Source organism: Chryseobacterium sp. FR054 (genome assembly GCF_056844565.1).
Map to the genome: position 1 here is coordinate 47,088 of NZ_JBXDSA010000002.1, position 18,797 is coordinate 65,884.

Consider the following 18,797-nt stretch of genomic DNA (forward strand, 5'->3'; position numbering starts at 1 on the left):
CTGAATCAGGGAATTCATTCCTGTACCCTGCCTGCTGGGTCTAGTTGAGTATAAAATTTTTATTGGGAACATTATCAAAAACAATTTTCAGGTTTCTGACGAATTTCTGAAGCTCAGAAATAAAAGTCTCATTTTCCGTTGTTTCACCATAAGCATAGAAATGGGTCTCATTGATACCAAACCCGATTTTACTTAAAGTAAACATAATGAAATAAAGAAAATCTACTTCCGAATTGACATCCAGGTTGTTATACAGGATGATTTTTTTATTGTCGATAGCAAAAAATTCACATTGATTATGATACAGATTGATGTGAATCTCCTTACCGGTTTTAATATTGATGGAATTTAAGAACTTTTCTCCTGAAAAATTAAAATGAACGGGAACTGCAATTTCTTTGATCTTTTTATAAAAGTTCTTCTGAAAAGTATAGTAAAACTGTACCCCGAATTTTTTATTGACGGAAAGCATAAGCTCCTCTTTATCCTTATCCGCGGGTGCATTGAATGCAATAAGATCAAACCCTGCCTCATGATCAGAATGTCCTTCCGGCATCAGGGTAAAATGATTCAGGGCCGAAACTACCTGTATTTCGTCAAATCTTTGCCTGATAAGCATTTCATCAAGCTTGTCCCCGATTAAATTTTCCGGCGTTTCTTCCGTAACGAAATAAGACTTTTCCTCCAGAACACTCTTGTTTTTAGTGATCTGGCAGATTAATCCGTCTTTGGTAAAAAGTAAATTAAGTACGTTCATATTTCTATTGGTGCAAATTTAGTGAAATTCTATCATAACGGCACCTGATTGATGGTGAAGTATTTCCTTATTATAGAAATCAATATCGGTCTGGCTTTCCAGAACGTTCCATACCATTTTCTGAAGGGTTCCGTCTCCGATGCCGTGAACAATTTCTAGTCTTTTCAAATGATGTTTTCTGCAGAATTCCAGAACTTCCGTCAGTTTTTCCTTTTGGATGAAAAGTCTTTCAAAACTGTCATAATCACCGGGATTTTTAACCAGATTATGAAAATGAAGATCCAGGACCATATGATTTTTCTGGTGTTTTTTGGAAATCATTTTCTCCGGTTCTGCTTTCTTTTCAATTCTTATATTCTCGTAAAGGTCAATATCTTTGGGCACAAGTTTTTCTTTTGGATACTGATGGGTGAATCCGTATTCATCCTTAAAAACCACAATATTTCCGTTCACGGAAGTAATAATCCCGCTTAAATCTTCATCTACAACAGAAACTTTGTTCCCGATCTTCATAATTCTTAACGTCTGTTTATCTTTAACCTCTGCTTCCCAGTTCAATCACTTCAAGATCCTTTACCTCCTTGCCGTCTACTGTAAAGCGCATCATGGTTCTCATCTTATGCCAGCCCTGCTGCCCGCAGGCACCGGGATTAAGGTGCAATAGGCTGTTCTTTTCATCATACATTGCCTTTAAAATATGAGAATGGCCTGAAATAAATAATTGGGGTGCTTTCTCAGCAATTTCTTTTTTGGTGAGCGGAGTATATTTTCCGGGATATCCGCCGATATGGATCATCAGAACCTCCAGATCTTCACAGAAAAACCTGTTCACTTCAGGGAATTCAGCCCGGATCCGGGCATTATCGATATTTCCGTAAACTCCTTTCAATGGTTTTATTTTTTCAAGCTGTTCAATCACGTCCATACTTCCGAAGTCGCCACAGTGCCATATTTCATCAGCTTGCCGGGCATATTCCAGGATTCTGTCATCTATATAGGAATGCGAATCGGAAAGGAGAAGGATTTTGGTCATAAAACTCTGAAATTTTTTGCAAAGTTAGGAAAGATTTAATTTTTCAATATTTAAAACGAAAAACTTTTATCATCCACAAAATAGGATCTCTTAATATTTAGTAAATTTGGGAGAAATATATAAAAAATGAAGCAGAAAATTTCTTTTTTCCTTTTTCTTTTGGCTGCGGGAATGTTTAATGCCCAGGTGGAAGAAAAAAAACTGGATGAACTGATCCTGAATACTCTTAAAACCTTCGATGTCCCTGGAATGTCTGTGGGAATTGTAAAAGACGGGAAACTGATCTATTCCAAAGGGTTTGGACAGCGTTCTTTAACGACAAAGCAGCCGATGGATGACCATACACTGGTAGGCATTGCTTCCAATTCCAAAGGTTTTACCTGTACGGCTCTGGCCATCCTGGCAGATGAAGGAAAACTGAACTGGGACGATAAAGTTTCTAAATATATTCCTGAATTTCAGATGTACGATCCGTATGTTTCCCAAAATGTAACGGTAAAAGACCTGGTAACCCACAGAGCAGGCCTGGGGCTGGGACAGGGGGATCTGATGTTCTTTCCGGAAGGAGGAAACCTGACCGTGAACGATATTGTTCACAACGTACGCTATCTGAAGCCGGAAAATCCTTTCAGAACAACATTGGATTATAACAATGTGATGTTCATTATTGCCGGTGAAGTGATCCACAGGATTTCCGGTTTAAGCTGGGCTGAATTTATTGAACAGAAAATCATGAAGCCGGTAGGAATGACTTCCAGCTACGGAAGCTATAACAGGGCGAAAGCAGTATCCAATAAGATTGATGCCCATGCTCCTGTAAACGGTAAAGCGGTAGCCGTTCCGCATGACTGGAATGAAACAGCCAATGCAGCCGGCGGAATTATGAGTAATATTAAGGACATGACCACCTGGGCTGAATGTCTTTTGAATAATTTCACCACCAGAGACGGTAAGAAACTGGTTTCAGATAAGAATGTACAGCAGCTTTGGAGTCTTCAGATCCCGGATAGGGTGGCGATGAAAAATCCATATGATACAAGCTTCTATGGATATGGGCTGGGCTGGTTTTTAAGTGATGTAAAAGGTCATAAGCAGGTACAGCACACAGGCGGACTGATAGGAACCGTTACTCAATTTACCCTCATCCCTGATCTGAAACTGGGAATTGTGGTACTTACGAATCAACAGTCAGGAGCAGCCTTCAATACCATTACCAATACCGTAAAAGATTCTTACCTGGGAATTGCAGACAGAAACTGGCTGAAAACTTACGGAGAAAGAATGGCAAAAATGAATGCCGAATACGAGAAGCAGAAAAAAGATGCTTTTGCGAAATCTGAAGCTTTCGGAAAAGATAAAACTATGCAGCCTAAAGCAGAGCAGTTTACCGGAAAATATAATGACCAATGGTTCGGAGACGTAGAAATTTCACAGCAGGGAGGCACATACAGAATCATCTGCAAAAACTCACCGAGGCTGAAAGGAGAACTGCTGCCTTATTCCAACAATACATTCATCATCAAATGGGACGACAGAAGTTATGATGCTGATGCCTACATTATTTTTGCCTATGATGAGAACGGAAAAGCAGAATCTGCAAAAATAAAGGCAATTTCAGATATTACAGATTTCAGCTTTGATTTTGATGACCTGGATCTGAAGAGAAAATAACAGAAAAGATTACCAGACTATTCAATAAAAACGGGCTTCGGTCCGTTTTTTTATATACTATTTCAATAGATTCCAATCGGCTTCAGCACGGGCAAGCTCGGTATTCAGATGTTGTTTTTCAAAGAATTGTTTCAGCCTGGTGAGACGTTTTTTAGGGTCGTAATGAATACTGGAGTTCAGTTTCTGCTGGCAAAGCGAACAGGCTCTTGCAAAATGAAAATCTGTTTCTGAAAGTGAATTGGTTCCGTTCATCACACAATTGGCATTCAGGCAGTGGCTGATGCCGAACATATGGCCGATTTCATGGGAACTTATTTTGATGAGTCTCAGAAGACTTTCATTAAAATTAGTATCTGTCAGGTTACCATTGGCAAACCTGTACAGGGAAGTCACGCCTACACCGTCTTCATAAGAGGCAAACCCGAAAACGTAATTCCATTCCGGTCTGGGATACAGGTCTTTTTCTGTGATCCCCATCAATATGACAGCGTCTTTGGGTTTTCTTCTGATCAGAATACTGTCCAGAACATAGCTTGCCAATACCTGTTCATGTCCATCCCGGGAAATTCTTCTGGCATTTTTGGCTATGATGGAATGGGGTAAAGCCGGAAGGACTTTTGTCTCCAGCTGGTAATAAGCATTTAAATAGTCCCGGGTAAGTTCTATTTCCTTTTGCTGGAGCTGATCGAAAGTTCCGACAGGCTGCAGGTAAATAATATTTTTGCCGGGTTCAGGGAGTATTTTTTTTGTTTTTTGAAAATCTTCAAATTTCTGAAATTTTTCATGGTGGCTGTACCGCCAGCTTCCAGGTTGGGGATAGGAAAGTTTTACATCATTACCGGCAATGGTTTCCAGATAAGACTGCTCCTTTTTCTGACAGGAAAAAAGAAAAATAAAAATAAAGGCATAAAAGACCGGTTTATATTTTGCCCGGTTCATAAAAAAACAGCAGCTTCTTTTTGGCGCCGTCGAATTCAGACCACGAATTGCAGTCTATCTCAAAGCCTGCCACTCCACAGGTTGGAAAGTGAAAAATATCTTCTGATATAGAATTGGCAAAATTAGAAATACCGTTGTTATGAGAAAACAGGGCAACAGAGTTCACCTGATCATCCAGACCGTAGATCACAGATTCAAAATTTCTTTCCGAAGGATTATACAGCTTATCGGCCGTGGAAATATTCAGCTGATAGGTTTGATTGAAAATTCTGCACGTATTCAGCGCACGTACTGCCGGACTGGATACGAAATAATCAATGGAAATGTTCTTGTCTTTCATGAATCTGGACATATTCATAGCGTCCTGCAACCCCTTGTCTGCCAGAGGTCTGTCAAAATCTTCCGTTTCTTCCGGCCAGTCGCTTTTCGCATGTCTTACGAGGATGAGTTTCTTCATACTTTCGTTTTTTGGAAGATTAAAATTATAAAAAAAATAATGGAATAAAACATGATTTTTATAAAAAAACTGCGTTATGAATAAAATCAGTAAATTTTACTAAATTTGCAGACTTATGGGACAGATCCTTGCAATAGATTATGGAAAAGCGCGCTGCGGAATTGCCGCAACAGATGATATGCAGATCATTGCGAGCGGTCTGGATACCGTGCAGACACCGCTGCTTATGGAGTTTCTGAAGACCTATTTCAGCGAAAACAAGGTAGATGAAACCGTGATAGGACTTCCCATAGATCTGAAAGGAAATATTTCCGAAGTGGAAACGGATATTCTGAAATTCATTGAAGGATTTCAACATGAATTTCCGGACATTAAGGTTCACCGCCTTGATGAAAGATTTACCTCGAAGATGGCTTCCTTTTTTATATCCCAGAGCGGGAAAAACAAAAAAAAGAGGCAGGAGAAAGGATTAATAGATAAAGTAAGTGCAACCATCATATTGCAGAATTTTTTAGAACAGAGAATAAGATGATTTTACCGATAAGAGCTTTTGGGGATCCCGTTTTGAGAAAAGTGGGGAAAGATATAGACAAAGATTATCCCGGATTACAGGAACTGATAGAGAATATGTTTGAGACGATGTACAGTGCCAATGGTATCGGACTGGCTGCACCTCAGATCGGGCTGGATATCCGTATGTTCGTCATCGACGTAACTCCGCTGGCTGAAGATGAAGATTATGAAGATATTAAAGATGAGCTGGCAGAATTCAAAAAAGTTTTCATCAATGCAAGAATCCTTGAAGAATCAGGTGAAGAATGGAAGTTCAATGAAGGATGCCTTTCTATTCCGGATGTAAGAGAAGATGTAAAAAGAAAGGGAACCATCGTTATTGAATATTATGACGAAAATTTTGTGAAACATACAGAAACTTTTTCCGATATTAGAGCCCGCGTAATTCAGCATGAGTATGACCACATCGAAGGGATCCTGTTTACCGATCACCTGAGTTCGTTGAAGAAAAAGCTGGTAAAAGGCAAGCTGACAAAGATTTCTCAGGGTGATGTAAGCATCAACTATAAAATGAGATTTCCAAAATAATTTTAAATAAGGATTAAAAAGAAAAAATAATACAGAGCAAAAAGCCCCGAGCTGATTGCAGAATTTACAAACAATATAATTATGCTGTTAGAAAAAATAATTTCAATTTCAGGAAAGCCAGGACTTTACAAATTAGTTTCTCAATTAAGAAACGGGTTTATTATTGAAGACGTTACAAACAAGAAAAAAGTAAGCATCGGAAACTCAAGCCAGGTAAGCTTATTAGACAATATTGCGATGTTTACAGTTGATAAAGAAGTTCCTTTGTTTGAAGTTTTTGAAAATATTGCAAAAAATCAGGATTACAAAGAAACAATCTCTCACAAATCATCCGATGCGGAGCTGAAAGAATTTATGACCGCTTCACTTCCTAATTATGATACGGAAAGAGTATATGCTTCTGATATCAAAAAGCTTGCTCAATGGTATAATATCCTTCAAAAGGCAGGCTATATTACTCCGGAAAGCTTCGTAAAAGCAGAGCCTGAAACTTTAGATCCTGCACAGGAAGAAGTAAGTATCGACAAGGATGCTCCTAAAAAAGCAGCTCCGAAAGCTGAAAAACCTGCCGCTCCGAAAGTAAAAGCTACTTCAGCAGCCAAAGCAGCTCCAAAAAGTACTCACAGAAAACAGGGATAATTAATCCTTACCTCTAAAAATATAAAGCCCCGTCAGTCCTGATGGGGTTTTTTGCTGAAGCTGCCTTATCCGGAATAATGGCAGACTGTTAAAAACCTGTATCTTTCATCTTTCACATTCCGGATTCATTCAATTTTAAATAAGAAGGTTTGCCGGAGAGTCCAAATAACCCTTACCTTTGTATAATATTGAACTCTCAACAAGTTATGAATACCAGACAGGAAAAATTAGAAGCTTTCGGAAGACTGCTTGATATTATGGATGATCTCCGGGAAAAATGCCCCTGGGACCGGAAACAGACCCTTCAGACTTTACGTCACCTCACGCTGGAGGAAACCTATGAACTTTCGGATGCTATTCTTCAGGAAGACTTACACGAGATAAAAAAAGAACTGGGAGATGTACTGCTTCACCTGGTCTTTTATGCTAAAATAGGTTCCGAAAAAGAGAGTTTTGATATAGCAGACGTTATTAATTCACTGAATGAGAAACTGATCTTCCGCCATCCTCATATTTATGGGGATACAGAAGTAAAAGACGAAGAAGAGGTAAAGCAGAACTGGGAAAAACTGAAACTGAAAGAAGGAAATAAATCCATCTTGGGCGGTGTTCCCAAAAGCCTTCCGAGCCTTGTAAAAGCTTACAGAATACAGGATAAGGTAAAAGGCATCGGGTTTGAATTTCATGATGCGGAAGATGCATGGAAAAAAGTGGACGAGGAGATACAGGAGTTTCATGAAGAAACAGATCCTGTCAAAAAGGAACAGGAGCTTGGAGATGTATTTTTCTCACTGATCAATTATGCAAGAATTTCAGGGATCAACCCGGATTCGGCATTGGAAAGAACGAATCTGAAGTTCATTTCGAGATTTCAGAAAATGGAGGGGCTTGCTGATGAAGCGGGACTGAAACTTGCTGATCTGTCGCTGGAGGAAATGGATGTTCTTTGGGAAAAGGCTAAACGCCTGCCTTAGACAGAAAAATTTATTTCGTTATCAGGAGATAATTAATAACTTAGATTAAAAATATAGGATCAGGCCTGAAAAAGGGTTAAGCGGGGAAAGTATTAATCAGATAAATGTATTACAATGAAAGCAGGGAAAGATGCAGGGCAACACCAGGTTTTGCATTACAAAAATAAGCGAAGCGGCTTTGTTATCTTAAAAAACATTCAGTTATTTTTTGTCCTTGCCTATCCTGTAATTAATTAGAAAGAATCAATTTTCCTTGTCTCCTGTCTTAAATATTCAGTATTTGTATTTCACTTTAAAAAATAAAATAGATATGTTACGGACTCTTATATTTTCAGCCTGCATTTTGTGGAGCTGTAATCCTAAGGCTCAGGATGCCCCTAAAAACGATGAATTAAAAGTGGAATTCTCTTTACCCAAAAAACTCAAGGAAGTTTCCGGAATAGCATTATCCAAAGATAAACAGACGATCTGGGCTATTGAAGACCAGGGAAATAAGAATAGGGTGTACGGCCTGGATATGAAAGGGCAGCAAGTTGCCGATGTTCTGGTAGAAAATGCAGAAAACACAGACTGGGAAGATATAACAGCCGATACACAGGGAAATATCTATATCGGTGATTTCGGAAATAATGACAATAACAGACAGGATCTTGCTATTCTGAAACTGGATCTGCAGAATACAGGACAAAAAACAACCAAAGCAGTGCAGACCACCAGGTTCCACTACGAAGGACAGACAGAATTTCCGCCTAAAAAATCGAACTGGCTCTACGATTGTGAAGCTTTTGTAGAAATGAACGGTAATTTCTATCTGTTTACGAAAAACAGAAGCAAAGGTTTTGACGGAACATTTCTGGTATTCCAGGTTCCTAACAGGGAAGGGGATTTTGAAGCTAAATTAATAGGAAAACTGAAGCTTAACGGAAAGTATAGCGATGCCGCCATCACATCCGCTGCCATTAACAGCACAAAAGATAAAATTGTTTTGCTGTCCCATAAGAATATTCATGTTCTTTCCGGATTTAAAGCGGATGATTTCAATACAGCAAAGATTGAAAAAATTTCTTTAAATCATAATTCCCAGAAGGAGTCGGTGGTGTTTCTCAATGACAAAACCCTGCTGATTGCTGACGAAAAAGACAAGGATACCGGAGGGAAGGTGTACCGGTTTTCTTTTTAGATGATAACAGACTTTTACGGAGTTAAATAGGAAATATGGATATTACCGGATGATAACCTGAAATTCTGCGTATAGACACACTGTACCCTAAAGGTTTCTCCGGTATTGAAATAGGTAATCGAAGAAAGGTTATGGTTGACTGCAAGGGTACGTTCACCGTGGCCGGTAGAGCTTGAAGCCAGTGTTTCTGTTGCCGGATTTATTTTCTGAACCGAAGACTTTGCTGTTCCTGCCGTATAACCGTTCCCGTTTAAGCTGAGATCATAAGTAACGTATGGAACGATATTATAAAACCCTGGCTTCACAACTGTGAACAATCCATTGGTAGAATTGTAGTTGAGGTAAGCATTGTCAATTTTATTGCTTACGTTATACACATAGGTCTTTACATAGCTTCCGTGGGTACTCACGGGGCTGCTTCCTGTTCCGGTATAGCTTCCGGATGCCGGGCTGATATCTGTTTTATTGCCCACAAAAACAACTTTTAAAAAATTCTCAGACTCGATATTCCGCCATACAGGAGGGGTTCCTGATCCGTTTGACATCAAAAATTCACCTCTGTTTCCTGAATTTCCTTTTGTTCCCGCGTCCCCTCCGATATTAATGTCTTTTACAACCTGGAGGCTGCCGTTCACGTGAAGTGTGTTCTGGGGAGTAGGAGTATGAATACCAATCTGAGCGTTTGCACTTAATGACATAGCAAATAAGGCCATGTAAAATAGCTTTTTTTTCATCGAAATGTTTTTTTTATTAAATAATTTTAATGCAAATATATATTCTTTTGAAAAAAATGAATTTTTTGAAAATAAATAAGCATATTAATCTATGGCTATTTACCGGCTGTATTGCAGTATATATGTTTCTTATTTTAAAACCGTATTTGTTTTATCTGTAATGATCTGCTAATCAGAATGGTCGGATATTAAATTTTCTTTATTTACATTTTTTATAAGAAAATGTTTTTTGTAGTTTAAAATTCAGGAGTTACAGGTCATAAAAACAGGAAAGGCTGCAACGGAATTGCAGCCTTTTTTTATATTTTATTTCAGGGAATCAGGGAGTCCGGAAGCAGATTTTTAGAAAGTCATCCCGACTCCGGCTGAAACTCTTCCGCCGTCTGAACCGTAAAAATAATTCAGCCTCGCGGAAAGCATCTCTACAACGCTCATCCAGAAACCTGCACCTACGGATTGATGCCATTTGGTGGAATTTTCGTTGTCGTTCCATACGCGGCCTATATCATATCCGATCAGTACGCCCATATTGGCAGGAACAATATTGTTTCTTACCCTTCCGAAATCCCAGCGAACCTCGGAATTGTTTGTGAAATAAGACCTTCCTGAGAACCTGTCGTTTCTGAAAGCCCGCATTCCGTTATTGCCTCCGATGCTTGCAGCCTGGTAGAATTCAAAATTATTATTGTTGATCCACATCACATTACTGGAATTGGCAAAAACGAAATTTCCTTTTTTATCAATCCTGTGGTCAATAGTCAAAGTTCCGTTTAAAGTGACGAAATTCTTTTCAAAGTTAGAGGTATTGGCTTTCCAGTCTGCATTGACAATGAACTCCAGTCCTAAAGTCGGGAACGCATTATTATCCATATTTTTGTAGCTGAACGTATAATTCGCTCCTAAGAATTCCTGACTTTTGAAGACTTCAGGGCGTACATCCGGTGACTGGTCTACAAAACGGTTACCTTTCCGCTGTACTTTATTGTCCTCAAACGTAAGCTGGAACTGATGCTGAAGATTCAGCCAGCTCTTTCTGGAGATGGAAGGGGCAAAATTGAATCTGGAAATTCTGGCCCGGTTGTATTCTCTTTCCGTATTTTCTTTATCGTAAGGACTCTCATTGGAAAGGCCAAAAAAGTTCCGGGAAAATCTCGGGGTCGTATAGCCTGCATCAATATTGAAATCCCATCCGGAAATGACTTTTTTAAAGATTCCTTTATACACCAGGTTAAATCCGGCCGTTGCCGTATAGAAATTGGCTTTAAGGCTGTGTTTCTGGGTATACGGATCGCGGATGAAATTGTTAACGGTATAATTGGCCAGAAAGCCGATAATCACTCCATCGTCAGGGTTGTAGTCAGCATTCGGATATCCTGCAAAATAATTGAATTTCGGATGCTTGTAATTGTAGGTATTGACGTCATAGTCATCAGAAATATTTTTTGTTGCAGATGCTGCATTATAGGTGTTTTTCTGAGATTTGAAATCATAAATTTTTACCCTGCTTCCGTTGGAAACATTATACACATCATGGTTGTAGCCACCTATCAGCCTGATCGTCATTTTAGGTTTTCCCTCTCCTGAAACTTCATAAATATCATCATCTTCCAGCCCATAAATCCAGAGTTCCTTTGTCTTGGAATCATCATAGTTTTTTTCGAAAACCAGTTCAGGATTTTCTTTGTTTTTATCTAATTTATACTGTTTTACATTAACGGAATTACCGGTTTTTGTGACTACGAATTTATCAGGATTCACAGTTCCGGCCAGCGGTACTTTTTTCTGAAGCACATCATAATACTGAGCGGCATAATTTTGCAGTCTTGTTTTCCGTATTTTCAGCTTGCTCTGAATATCGGCAATGGTTTCGTCTTTTACCTCTTTCGGGAGATTGTTAAAAGCTTCATCAATATCAGCGTCCGTAAGATGATCCTGGATGTATCTGGCCTGGGCTGCCCATTCCTCCCGGGTAGAACCTTTCAGGAAAATCAGATCCAGCGGATAAGGTTCCATATTCATCCATTTTACATTTTTAATATCATCTTTGAAAGTTTTCATATGCCGGATGGCCGGAACATTCATTATGATCCTGAATGCTGCCCCGTCATATTTGCTGAATGCCTGATCTCTGTCTTTCGGGACCGGTTTATAGACTACTTTATCGCCATCCTGGTATTCTGCCCATTTCCATTGGTCGGAATGTCTGTCCCAGTCACCGATAAACATGTCAAATATTCTGGCCCGGATGTAAGATTCACGGTCTACGGAGTATTTGTAATTTTTGGTGAAGTTTTTCAGAACATCATCTGTGGAAACAATGTCTCTGGCATTGTCCAGTGAGGCCAGGGTTTTAGGATCAGAAGAAAAGCGTTCTTCAATCATGTACATTTCATCCCCGTAATTTTTATTGTACTCTCCCAGAGTATACTGTTTGGGGATATAATATAATTTCGGATTGCTGTGGAAAATCCCCACTTTATCTGCCATATTCCCTACTGAAAAGGGGGTGAACGGATGGTTGGTCGTATAAAAATCCAGCAGGAACTTTTCCGGGAATGTGTTATTCAGTTCATTTCCGAAAGTGCTTTTTTTGAAAGCCATATTATTCAGAAAACGGACTGCACTTTTCTTCACGCCCCGCATTACAAATTCCTGGCCGTCTGCTGCCTTCAGTCTCAGGCTGTTCGACTGGTTTCCTCCGCCTTCCCGGAAAGGGGTAAAGCCTCCGTTCAGAGTGGCGAGATCAGCAGTAGGTGCTTCAACAGGAATTCCGTAATATTTTCTGTAATGCTCTCCCCACAGCCATCGGTAAACACTTCCTTTTTGGGTCAGTTCCACGGGATAAACCGTTGAGGTAGCCGTAGCGGGAAAAGTGCGGGGATAGTTATTGATGAATACATCGGGTTTCGAGATTACGGAAATATGGGTAAGCTTTTTAAGGCTGTTATCTTTGGTGGAAAAATATTCAACATCGGTGCTCTGGTCTTTTCTGAAATTCAGGACTGCAAAGCCGCTGCCTCCGTAAGAAAAATCGGTCTGCAGGGCAATTGTGGCCGGATCTGTTTTGGAGCCGGCCCCACTGATGATCTGCCGGATATTCCTGTCTTCATGATACTGAAGGTTATGATCATGCCCGGAAACAAAAATAATATTCTCTTTATCCTGAACAATACTTTTCAGACGGTTGGCCAGGTCAGCATAATGCCGGTTATTGATATCTTCGGGACTGGCACCGGAAGAGCTTCTCAGAATATTGATAAGACTTGCGACACCGGGAACAGGGATTTTGCTTTTCAGCGGGAAAAGATGGGATTTTGCCGAATTGAATCCGGCGTGGGTACCACTGCTGATGATGGGGTGATGCAGGGCAACGATGATCCTTTTATCCTGATTTTTGGTAACCAGATCCTTAAACTCCGTGAAAAAGTCTTCACGGGTTTTGATGGTACAGTTTTTATTTACCCCCGGGTAATTATCCCAGTTGGCCAATGCCCATTCCGTATCGACAACGATCAGCTTGATGTCTTTGGACAGATTCACATCATCAATAGGGCAGGAGTTTTTAGGCAGGAAAGCTTTTTTGTCGTTAAAATAGTTTTTCACGAAATCTTCCTGGGCCTTTAGGCCGTCCATTCCGTTATACCAATCGTGGTTTCCGGGAATGACGAGGGTTTTTCCTTTAAAATTTCCGGTAATGGCCAGCTGATCTTCCAGCTTCTGTTTGGCCAGTGCATAGTCTTTGTCGGACTCTTTCGGCATTCCGTTGGGGTAGATGTTATCTCCCAAAAAGATCAGCATCGAATTGCTGTCTGCAGAATCCAGTTTGTTTTTAAGGAGACCGAGTGTCTGCTGTGCCTGAATTTCATCTGCATTTCCGGCATCACCAATCAGGAAAACTTTAAAGTCATTTTCAGATTTTATATCAGAATTTTTTACTTCAAATAAGTTTTTACCCTTTTTTACGTTATATGTTGCGCAGGAATAAAGAACTCCGGCCGACAATACTGCTCTAAAGGCAATAGAAGTATTTTTTAGATGAGTTTTAAAGGATAAATTCATAAATTTACATTAACAAAAATTCAGGGATGAGTATTTTACACAAAGCCAAAGATTATGTTGAAATCTTATTCAAAGATAAGTTATCTTCTGTTTACTTTTACCATAATTTTATCCATACCACCTATACGGTCAACAAGGCTGAAGAGATTATGAAGAATACCCCGGTTTCGGAAGAAGACCAGGAAAAAGTGCTGCTTGCTCTCTGGTTTCATGATACCGGCTATATAGAGTGTGCCCAGAACCATGAAGAAAGAGGTGTTGAGATTCTGAAAGATTTTTTACAGAAGGAAAATTACCCTGAAGACTATATCCGCGATGTTTCCCAATTGATTCTGGCAACAAAAATCACTTATGAGCCGCAGAATCTCCTGGAAAAGATAGTAAAAGATGCAGACTGCAGTCATTTTGCAAGCCATGATTACAGTGATATTTCCGACTGCCTGAGAAAAGAATGGGAGCTGACGAATGTAAGATGTTTTTCCAATGAAGAATGGAATGCGGGAAACCTTGATATGCTGAAAAACAAGCATCACTACTACACGGAGTATGCAAAGGAAAACTGGGAACCTTTAAAGAAAAAGAATATTAAAAAAATAGAGAAAAAGCTGGAAAAAGAAGAGGATAAAAAAGATAATTCCGAGAATAAAAAAGAAAAGGAACCTAAATCTGACCGCAGTGTGGATACGCTGTTCAGGGTAACTCTGAATAACCATACCCGGCTGAGTGATATTGCCGACAGCAAAGCGAATATCCTTCTTTCCGTAAATGCGATCATTATTTCCGTATGTCTTTCCGTACTGGTTCCTAAGCTGGATACACCGAAAAATTCACACCTGATTATCCCGAGTTTTATTCTTCTGCTATCCAGTGTGCTGACGATTATATTTGCGATTTTATCCACAAAGCCGAATGTTACAAAAACGGTATTCACGGCTCAGGATATTGCAGACCGAAAAGTGAATCTGCTGTTTTTCGGGAACTTCCATCAAATGCTTTTCAATGATTATCATGATGCGATGAGGGATCTGATCAAAGACCGGGACTATATCTATGATTCTATGGTGAAAGACCTTTACTTCCTGGGAAAAGTGCTGGACAGGAAATATAAGCTTCTATCCATTACCTATAAGATCTTTATGGCCGGAATTATTATTTCTGTGCTTTCTTTCGGATATGCGTTTCTTTCGCTTTAACTGAAGGCTGAGGGAGGAATTGCAAAAGGTTATGATTCATCAACCGCCAGTGAAACCCTCAGGGCCAGCAGTCCTGTGATTCCCTGGAGATCCTCTACTTTCAGGAATTCCACGTCATGCTGCAGAATTCCTTTTTTCTGAAGTTTGGTAATGTATTCCAGGTATTCTTTCTGGTTTTCCATACCGAAATAGACGATGGTAATCTTTCCTGGACAGGTGATCCTTTCTGTGGAGTCTTTTATATGGGATTTGTCGAGACGTTTTTTAACAATTTCATAATAGGAATTGTAGGCACCGTCTACATCAAAGCGTTTTTCATCCATTCTGAAACGGATGTCTATTTTTTCGTTGTATACAAAGATCAGGGAAGCAATATCCAGCCGGATCGGAAGATCCTTTTTGAAGGTCTGGAATTCGCGTTCCATATTGCAGATGGTTTTCAGCTGCCAGTATCTTAATTTGTGAACGACTTTGGAGGAATAATGAAGATCCGGAGCAATCGTTTGCCCGATGTAAAGGTTATGTTCTACACCATCCGACTTGAATCTTTCATAGTAATGAGGAAAGATCTGCTGCGCTTTAATCTGGCTTTCATCCAGCATATCTGCCAGTTTCCTGTTGAGAAGGGTGATGGAATCGTCCAGACTTTTTCTGTTGGCGTAAAAGAGATCGGTCTGGGGAAATACCATTGAGAAATAATCTTTGATTTTAGCCTTTGCTTCTCCGGTGACTTTTACTTCCAGTTTCCCCTGCAGATAAGGATGAATTTCTTCTCTCAGAATTCTTTGGAACCGCTGTTCCGTATCGGCTTTGATCTCATTGTTCAGCTCATTTTCAAAAACGTCCAATGCCAGCAGGTATTTCTCCGAATCGGAGTTGATCAGGGTGAAAATATCATGAAGGGCCTCAATCTGCTGGTTGAGGTCTTCCAGCATCAGGTTAAAACGTTTGTCTGAAGAAGAACGGATATCTGAAAACCCAAACAGCGGAGTGAGATTTTTAAAAGAGATCTGCTTCAGGGTGTACATCTTTTTTGCCAGATAAGCATTGAAATACTTTTCCGCTTCGTTCCGGAATTTCCACACCACACTGTTGTGGATGGAAGTATATTCACGCTGAATAATGGCTTCTATCTGGTAATTTTTTTCAAAACTGAACCGGGTGAGGGAGAAGAGGATCATATCGGTAAAAAATTCCATTTTTTTCAGCTTCAGACCATTGAAGCTGTTGGCATGATGGGACGTAAATTCCATGATAGCCAGCAGTTCATTGTCTTTCATGATGGGGATCACCATAAAGCTGTTGATATTGTTATCCTTTAAAATACTGAATGAAGGAAGTGATTTTATATTTTCATCCAGATTGTTGACATTGGAGACGACAATCGGTTTTGAATTATGGCTTAAATTGTTGAAGGTGCTGATGCGTGTTTCTTCATCAAAGGCATTGATCCAGAAATCAAGAATATGGTTGCTGAAAAGACTTTCGTAGATCGGTAGTTTTTCCAGTTTCCGGCCTTTCTGGTCGAAAAGCATCAGTCCGAAGCTAAGGTCTGCCACATCAAAGTATGATTTGAAAATTTCCGTGAGGTTTTCGTCCGGGTTCAGATCTTCAGGATCGATTTCTATCATGCTTGATTTGAGATCGGATAATGCCACTTCCGAAGTACAGTCTACCAGCGAGATAATGGCAAATCCTTTCAAAATCCACGACTGTGAAGGGAAATATCTTTTCCAGAGTTTAAAATCATCGAGATTTTCCAGCAGCATATCAAGAACATCATCTTCAGGAATTTTTGCCTTTTCTGTGGGATATATTTCCGTAAAATCTGAATTGACCGTAATTTTATAATGTTTCATGATTCCCTGTTTATTCGGGATATCATAGTAAAACGGGATTGAACTTTTGATGTCTCTGTTGAAATAGGTCTGAAGGATCAGGCAGCAGCAGAATACATAAAACTCGTTGTCATCAATATTTCTGAGCTCTATTTCAAAATCCTTACCTGCATCTTTAAGGATGCTTTTAAATCTTTCGGTGTAATTGAATGTAATATTGGAAAGCGGAATACTGGCCGCCTTAATTTCGTTATGGGTAAGCCCGGTAGGGAAGAGGTCCGCAAGAAGCATCCTGATGAGGTCTTCATGTTTGTCCAGAAGGGAAACGTCCTGGAATCCGTCTCTCAGTTCCTGAAAATTTTTGGTACTGTCGATCAGAGATTCAGCGTAATTGACCCGGTATTCCAGGCGGTCGTTGTACCGGATATGTTCCAGCACATCCAAATATTTTTTGAATGAAATGTAAACCTGAAAGGGTGAGTCTTTTTTGTAAAGATTGGCCAAAAGCTGAAATTTAGAGTAAAGTTATGAAAAAAACAGAACTTCCCAACCGGATGGTATTGGCTAAAAATGAAGTTTTGAACCAGTTTCGCTTAATACCATTAAAAAAATTCCTGAAAGGATAAAAACATTATCTGTTTCTTCTTTTCTTTTTAAAAAAATCAACAGTTTTATGCAAAAGATTGGGATAAAAGTCTGCGGTTCCGATCTTTAATTCTTTGGTGACGGGAAACAGAAATTTCATCACAGGAATGGATAGCATCACCATACAGGGTAACAAAAGTATACCCGGGCCATTATTTTCTGCCGGATCCTTTTTTAGAAAAAGAACAAAAGCGGCTACCGATATGGAGATGAATAATGTGATAAGTATTTTTTTCATAAGATGATCAGCTTCTCAAATGTAGTGAATTTCCGGGACAGGCCTGCCATAAGTAAGGTGTTATTTTGCCGTAATACCACATAATTCTGTTATATCTGCCTTGTCCGGAAGGGTGGTGTCATATTTCAGAATTTCCGGTTCTTCCGGATCGAAGGTAATGTCCTGAAGCTTTTTTGTAGCAGGGAAAAATTCCAGCCAGCCCACAGCGTGATCGGTCATTTTTTTTACAGAGGCATCTTCGGAGGTATCATTGGTGACATACAGCTCAATAATGATTTTTTCTGAAGTTACTTCTTCTATTCTGATGTTAACATCTTTAAACGTTTTCAGCGAAGAAACATTGCTGGATTTTACCAAAGCTGTGATCAGTTCTTCGCATGATCTGAATGTTTTTTCTTGTTGAGCAGGAGCTTTCTTTTGAGCAGGCTGAGTTTTTTCAACTGCAGGTGACGCTGGTACTGAAACTGCTGTCTCCCTTTTCTTTTCACATGAAAAATTAAATAAAACTGCTGCTGTGAAGATCAGAATACGGTAGATTTTCATTGGGTTTTAAAAAGATTAAAGATAAGAGGTTTTATTGTGTTTCCGAACATCTAATTTTCCTGTTCCTCCATTATAGTTATCAGTATTTTTACTTCAGTCATATTTCTGTTAAAAAATAGAGGACATATTCTGTTTTTTATCTGAACGATGTTTTACGGATGATGAAACGGTATCCGGAAGATGGCTTCATTGTATACAGTTCCGTATCATAATACTGACCGGTGAGAATAACAGGGATGATGTTTTGTTTTCCGTTTTTAAATGTAATAAATTTATTGATTTCCATGGTATCTTCAATAGGTGCGATGTTTAGAATGGTTTTTTTTACCAGTTTTTCGTTGTCGAAATAGTAGAGTCTGTATCCATAGATGCCGGATTCGTCTTCTTCCTGAAGTAAAAGTATGCTTTCAGGGCCGTCAGTAAAAAGAAAAGGAGTGAAGACATAAGCATCAGATACAATAAAATCGGTTTCCCGGCTGTTAATATACAGTTTTTTTCCACCGATGTTTTCAGATTCGTTCAAATAACTTTTTAACTGTACCGTTAATCCTGTTTTCTGATAGGTTCCTTCTGCGTTGTCTGCTGTATTCCATTTTTCGTAAATGAAATAGGAATTATTCTGGTTTTCAGATTGATGAATATCTACCTTAGAAACCTTATTTTTTTCCGGGGAGGTATTGCCGGTGGGCTTTATACGGTCAGAACCTGATGAGGGCTGATAGGTTTGCTGCTTTGTTTCTTTGCAGGAGAATAAGCATAGAATTCCGGTTATAAAAAATATCTGTGCTTTTATCAT

General features: G+C 39.4%; 18 protein-coding genes. 7 read left to right on the forward strand and 11 right to left on the reverse strand.

Annotation, left to right across the window (positions count from 1 at the left end; all coding sequences use genetic code 11):
* Positions 1–40: 40 nt before the first annotated feature.
* The 3 genes from AC106S_RS07445 to AC106S_RS07455 are packed head-to-tail and all read right to left on the reverse strand — an operon-like array spanning position 41 to position 1,790.
* Positions 41–757 (reverse strand): DUF3822 family protein, encoded by a 717-nt coding sequence (locus tag AC106S_RS07445; RefSeq protein ID WP_482438467.1) that lies wholly within the window; start codon positions 755–757, stop codon positions 41–43.
* A gap of 18 nt (positions 758–775) precedes the next feature.
* Positions 776–1,270 carry a Smr/MutS family protein gene (locus tag AC106S_RS07450; RefSeq protein WP_482438468.1) on the reverse strand — a complete coding sequence of 165 codons (495 nt, stop codon included), beginning with the start codon at positions 1,268–1,270 and terminating at the stop codon, positions 776–778.
* 22 nt (positions 1,271–1,292) lie between these two features.
* Positions 1,293–1,790, reverse strand: coding sequence for a metallophosphoesterase family protein (locus AC106S_RS07455; RefSeq protein WP_482438469.1), 498 nt, complete (start codon positions 1,788–1,790; stop codon positions 1,293–1,295).
* A 126-nt stretch (positions 1,791–1,916) separates the two neighbouring features.
* Between AC106S_RS07455 and AC106S_RS07460 the strand changes: the two genes are divergently transcribed.
* Positions 1,917–3,461, forward strand: coding sequence for a serine hydrolase (locus tag AC106S_RS07460; RefSeq protein ID WP_482438470.1), 1,545 nt, complete (start codon positions 1,917–1,919; stop codon positions 3,459–3,461).
* Between the two features lie 57 nt (positions 3,462–3,518).
* Here AC106S_RS07460 and AC106S_RS07465 read toward each other — a convergent pair whose 3' ends face one another.
* The gene (locus AC106S_RS07465; protein ID WP_482438471.1) at positions 3,519–4,400 is read right to left on the reverse strand and encodes an archaemetzincin; all 882 of its coding nucleotides are present in this window, start codon (positions 4,398–4,400) and stop codon (positions 3,519–3,521) included.
* Positions 4,381–4,857 carry a SixA phosphatase family protein gene (locus AC106S_RS07470; RefSeq protein WP_482438472.1) on the reverse strand — a complete coding sequence of 159 codons (477 nt, stop codon included), beginning with the start codon at positions 4,855–4,857 and terminating at the stop codon, positions 4,381–4,383. The genes AC106S_RS07465 and AC106S_RS07470 overlap by 20 nt, the downstream gene beginning before the upstream one ends.
* A 115-nt stretch (positions 4,858–4,972) precedes the next feature.
* Between AC106S_RS07470 and ruvX the strand changes: the two genes are divergently transcribed.
* The 5 genes from ruvX to AC106S_RS07495 all read left to right on the forward strand — a co-directional run bounded on the left by ruvX (position 4,973) and on the right by AC106S_RS07495 (position 8,751).
* On the forward strand, positions 4,973–5,389 hold the full coding sequence (gene ruvX / locus AC106S_RS07475) for a Holliday junction resolvase RuvX (RefSeq protein ID WP_482438473.1): 417 nt from the start codon (positions 4,973–4,975) through the stop codon (positions 5,387–5,389).
* Positions 5,386–5,958 (forward strand): peptide deformylase, encoded by a 573-nt coding sequence (def, locus tag AC106S_RS07480; RefSeq protein WP_482438474.1) that lies wholly within the window; start codon positions 5,386–5,388, stop codon positions 5,956–5,958. The genes ruvX and def overlap by 4 nt, the downstream gene beginning before the upstream one ends.
* Before the next feature lie 81 nt (positions 5,959–6,039).
* The gene (locus AC106S_RS07485) at positions 6,040–6,597 is read left to right on the forward strand and encodes a DUF5606 family protein (protein WP_482438475.1); all 558 of its coding nucleotides are present in this window, start codon (positions 6,040–6,042) and stop codon (positions 6,595–6,597) included.
* Between the two features lie 206 nt (positions 6,598–6,803).
* Positions 6,804–7,571 (forward strand): nucleoside triphosphate pyrophosphohydrolase, encoded by a 768-nt coding sequence (gene mazG / locus AC106S_RS07490; protein ID WP_482438476.1) that lies wholly within the window; start codon positions 6,804–6,806, stop codon positions 7,569–7,571.
* Positions 7,572–7,881: 310 nt separating this feature from the next.
* The gene (locus AC106S_RS07495) at positions 7,882–8,751 is read left to right on the forward strand and encodes a hypothetical protein (RefSeq protein ID WP_482438477.1); all 870 of its coding nucleotides are present in this window, start codon (positions 7,882–7,884) and stop codon (positions 8,749–8,751) included.
* 14 nt (positions 8,752–8,765) lie between these two features.
* Here AC106S_RS07495 and AC106S_RS07500 read toward each other — a convergent pair whose 3' ends face one another.
* The gene (locus AC106S_RS07500) at positions 8,766–9,485 is read right to left on the reverse strand and encodes a hypothetical protein (RefSeq protein ID WP_482438478.1); all 720 of its coding nucleotides are present in this window, start codon (positions 9,483–9,485) and stop codon (positions 8,766–8,768) included.
* Positions 9,486–9,827: 342 nt separating this feature from the next.
* Positions 9,828–13,544, reverse strand: a complete 3,717-nt coding sequence (locus tag AC106S_RS07505; RefSeq protein ID WP_482438479.1) for a metallophosphoesterase — start codon at positions 13,542–13,544, stop codon at positions 9,828–9,830.
* Positions 13,545–13,570: 26 nt separating this feature from the next.
* Between AC106S_RS07505 and AC106S_RS07510 the strand changes: the two genes are divergently transcribed.
* Positions 13,571–14,737: a Pycsar system effector family protein gene (locus tag AC106S_RS07510; protein WP_482438480.1), complete on the forward strand. Its 1,167-nt coding sequence runs from the start codon at positions 13,571–13,573 to the stop codon at positions 14,735–14,737.
* Between the two features lie 29 nt (positions 14,738–14,766).
* On the opposite strand, the gene AC106S_RS07515 is transcribed toward AC106S_RS07510, so the two are convergent.
* From AC106S_RS07515 to AC106S_RS07530, 4 genes are all read right to left on the reverse strand, one after another.
* Complete coding sequence (locus AC106S_RS07515) at positions 14,767–17,013, reverse strand: GAF domain-containing protein (protein WP_482438481.1); 2,247 nt, start codon at positions 17,011–17,013, stop codon at positions 14,767–14,769.
* A 193-nt stretch (positions 17,014–17,206) separates the two neighbouring features.
* Positions 17,207–17,458, reverse strand: a complete 252-nt coding sequence (locus AC106S_RS07520; protein ID WP_482438482.1) for a hypothetical protein — start codon at positions 17,456–17,458, stop codon at positions 17,207–17,209.
* 60 nt (positions 17,459–17,518) lie between these two features.
* Positions 17,519–18,001 carry a hypothetical protein gene (locus AC106S_RS07525; RefSeq protein ID WP_482438483.1) on the reverse strand — a complete coding sequence of 161 codons (483 nt, stop codon included), beginning with the start codon at positions 17,999–18,001 and terminating at the stop codon, positions 17,519–17,521.
* Between the two features lie 136 nt (positions 18,002–18,137).
* Positions 18,138–18,797 carry a hypothetical protein gene (locus AC106S_RS07530; RefSeq protein ID WP_482438484.1) on the reverse strand — a complete coding sequence of 220 codons (660 nt, stop codon included), beginning with the start codon at positions 18,795–18,797 and terminating at the stop codon, positions 18,138–18,140.

Excerpts from the sequence above, each read along its gene's own strand:
- AC106S_RS07460 (WP_482438470.1), top strand. The coding sequence starts at position 1,917 with ATGAAGCAGAAAATTTCTTTTTTCCTTTTTCTTTTGGCTGCGGGAATG.
- AC106S_RS07445 (WP_482438467.1), bottom strand. The coding sequence starts at position 757 with ATGAACGTACTTAATTTACTTTTTACCAAAGACGGATTAATCTGCCAG.
- AC106S_RS07495 (WP_482438477.1), top strand. The coding sequence starts at position 7,882 with ATGTTACGGACTCTTATATTTTCAGCCTGCATTTTGTGGAGCTGTAAT.
- AC106S_RS07530 (WP_482438484.1), bottom strand. The coding sequence starts at position 18,797 with ATGATAAAAGCACAGATATTTTTTATAACCGGAATTCTATGCTTATTC.
- AC106S_RS07510 (WP_482438480.1), top strand. The coding sequence starts at position 13,571 with ATGAGTATTTTACACAAAGCCAAAGATTATGTTGAAATCTTATTCAAA.
- AC106S_RS07525 (WP_482438483.1), bottom strand. The coding sequence starts at position 18,001 with ATGAAAATCTACCGTATTCTGATCTTCACAGCAGCAGTTTTATTTAAT.
- def (WP_482438474.1), top strand. The coding sequence starts at position 5,386 with ATGATTTTACCGATAAGAGCTTTTGGGGATCCCGTTTTGAGAAAAGTG.
- AC106S_RS07455 (WP_482438469.1), bottom strand. The coding sequence starts at position 1,790 with ATGACCAAAATCCTTCTCCTTTCCGATTCGCATTCCTATATAGATGAC.
- AC106S_RS07470 (WP_482438472.1), bottom strand. The coding sequence starts at position 4,857 with ATGAAGAAACTCATCCTCGTAAGACATGCGAAAAGCGACTGGCCGGAA.
- AC106S_RS07505 (WP_482438479.1), bottom strand. The coding sequence starts at position 13,544 with ATGAATTTATCCTTTAAAACTCATCTAAAAAATACTTCTATTGCCTTT.
- AC106S_RS07500 (WP_482438478.1), bottom strand. The coding sequence starts at position 9,485 with ATGAAAAAAAAGCTATTTTACATGGCCTTATTTGCTATGTCATTAAGT.
- AC106S_RS07485 (WP_482438475.1), top strand. The coding sequence starts at position 6,040 with ATGCTGTTAGAAAAAATAATTTCAATTTCAGGAAAGCCAGGACTTTAC.
- AC106S_RS07520 (WP_482438482.1), bottom strand. The coding sequence starts at position 17,458 with ATGAAAAAAATACTTATCACATTATTCATCTCCATATCGGTAGCCGCT.
- AC106S_RS07450 (WP_482438468.1), bottom strand. The coding sequence starts at position 1,270 with ATGAAGATCGGGAACAAAGTTTCTGTTGTAGATGAAGATTTAAGCGGG.
- ruvX (WP_482438473.1), top strand. The coding sequence starts at position 4,973 with ATGGGACAGATCCTTGCAATAGATTATGGAAAAGCGCGCTGCGGAATT.
- AC106S_RS07465 (WP_482438471.1), bottom strand. The coding sequence starts at position 4,400 with ATGAACCGGGCAAAATATAAACCGGTCTTTTATGCCTTTATTTTTATT.
- mazG (WP_482438476.1), top strand. The coding sequence starts at position 6,804 with ATGAATACCAGACAGGAAAAATTAGAAGCTTTCGGAAGACTGCTTGAT.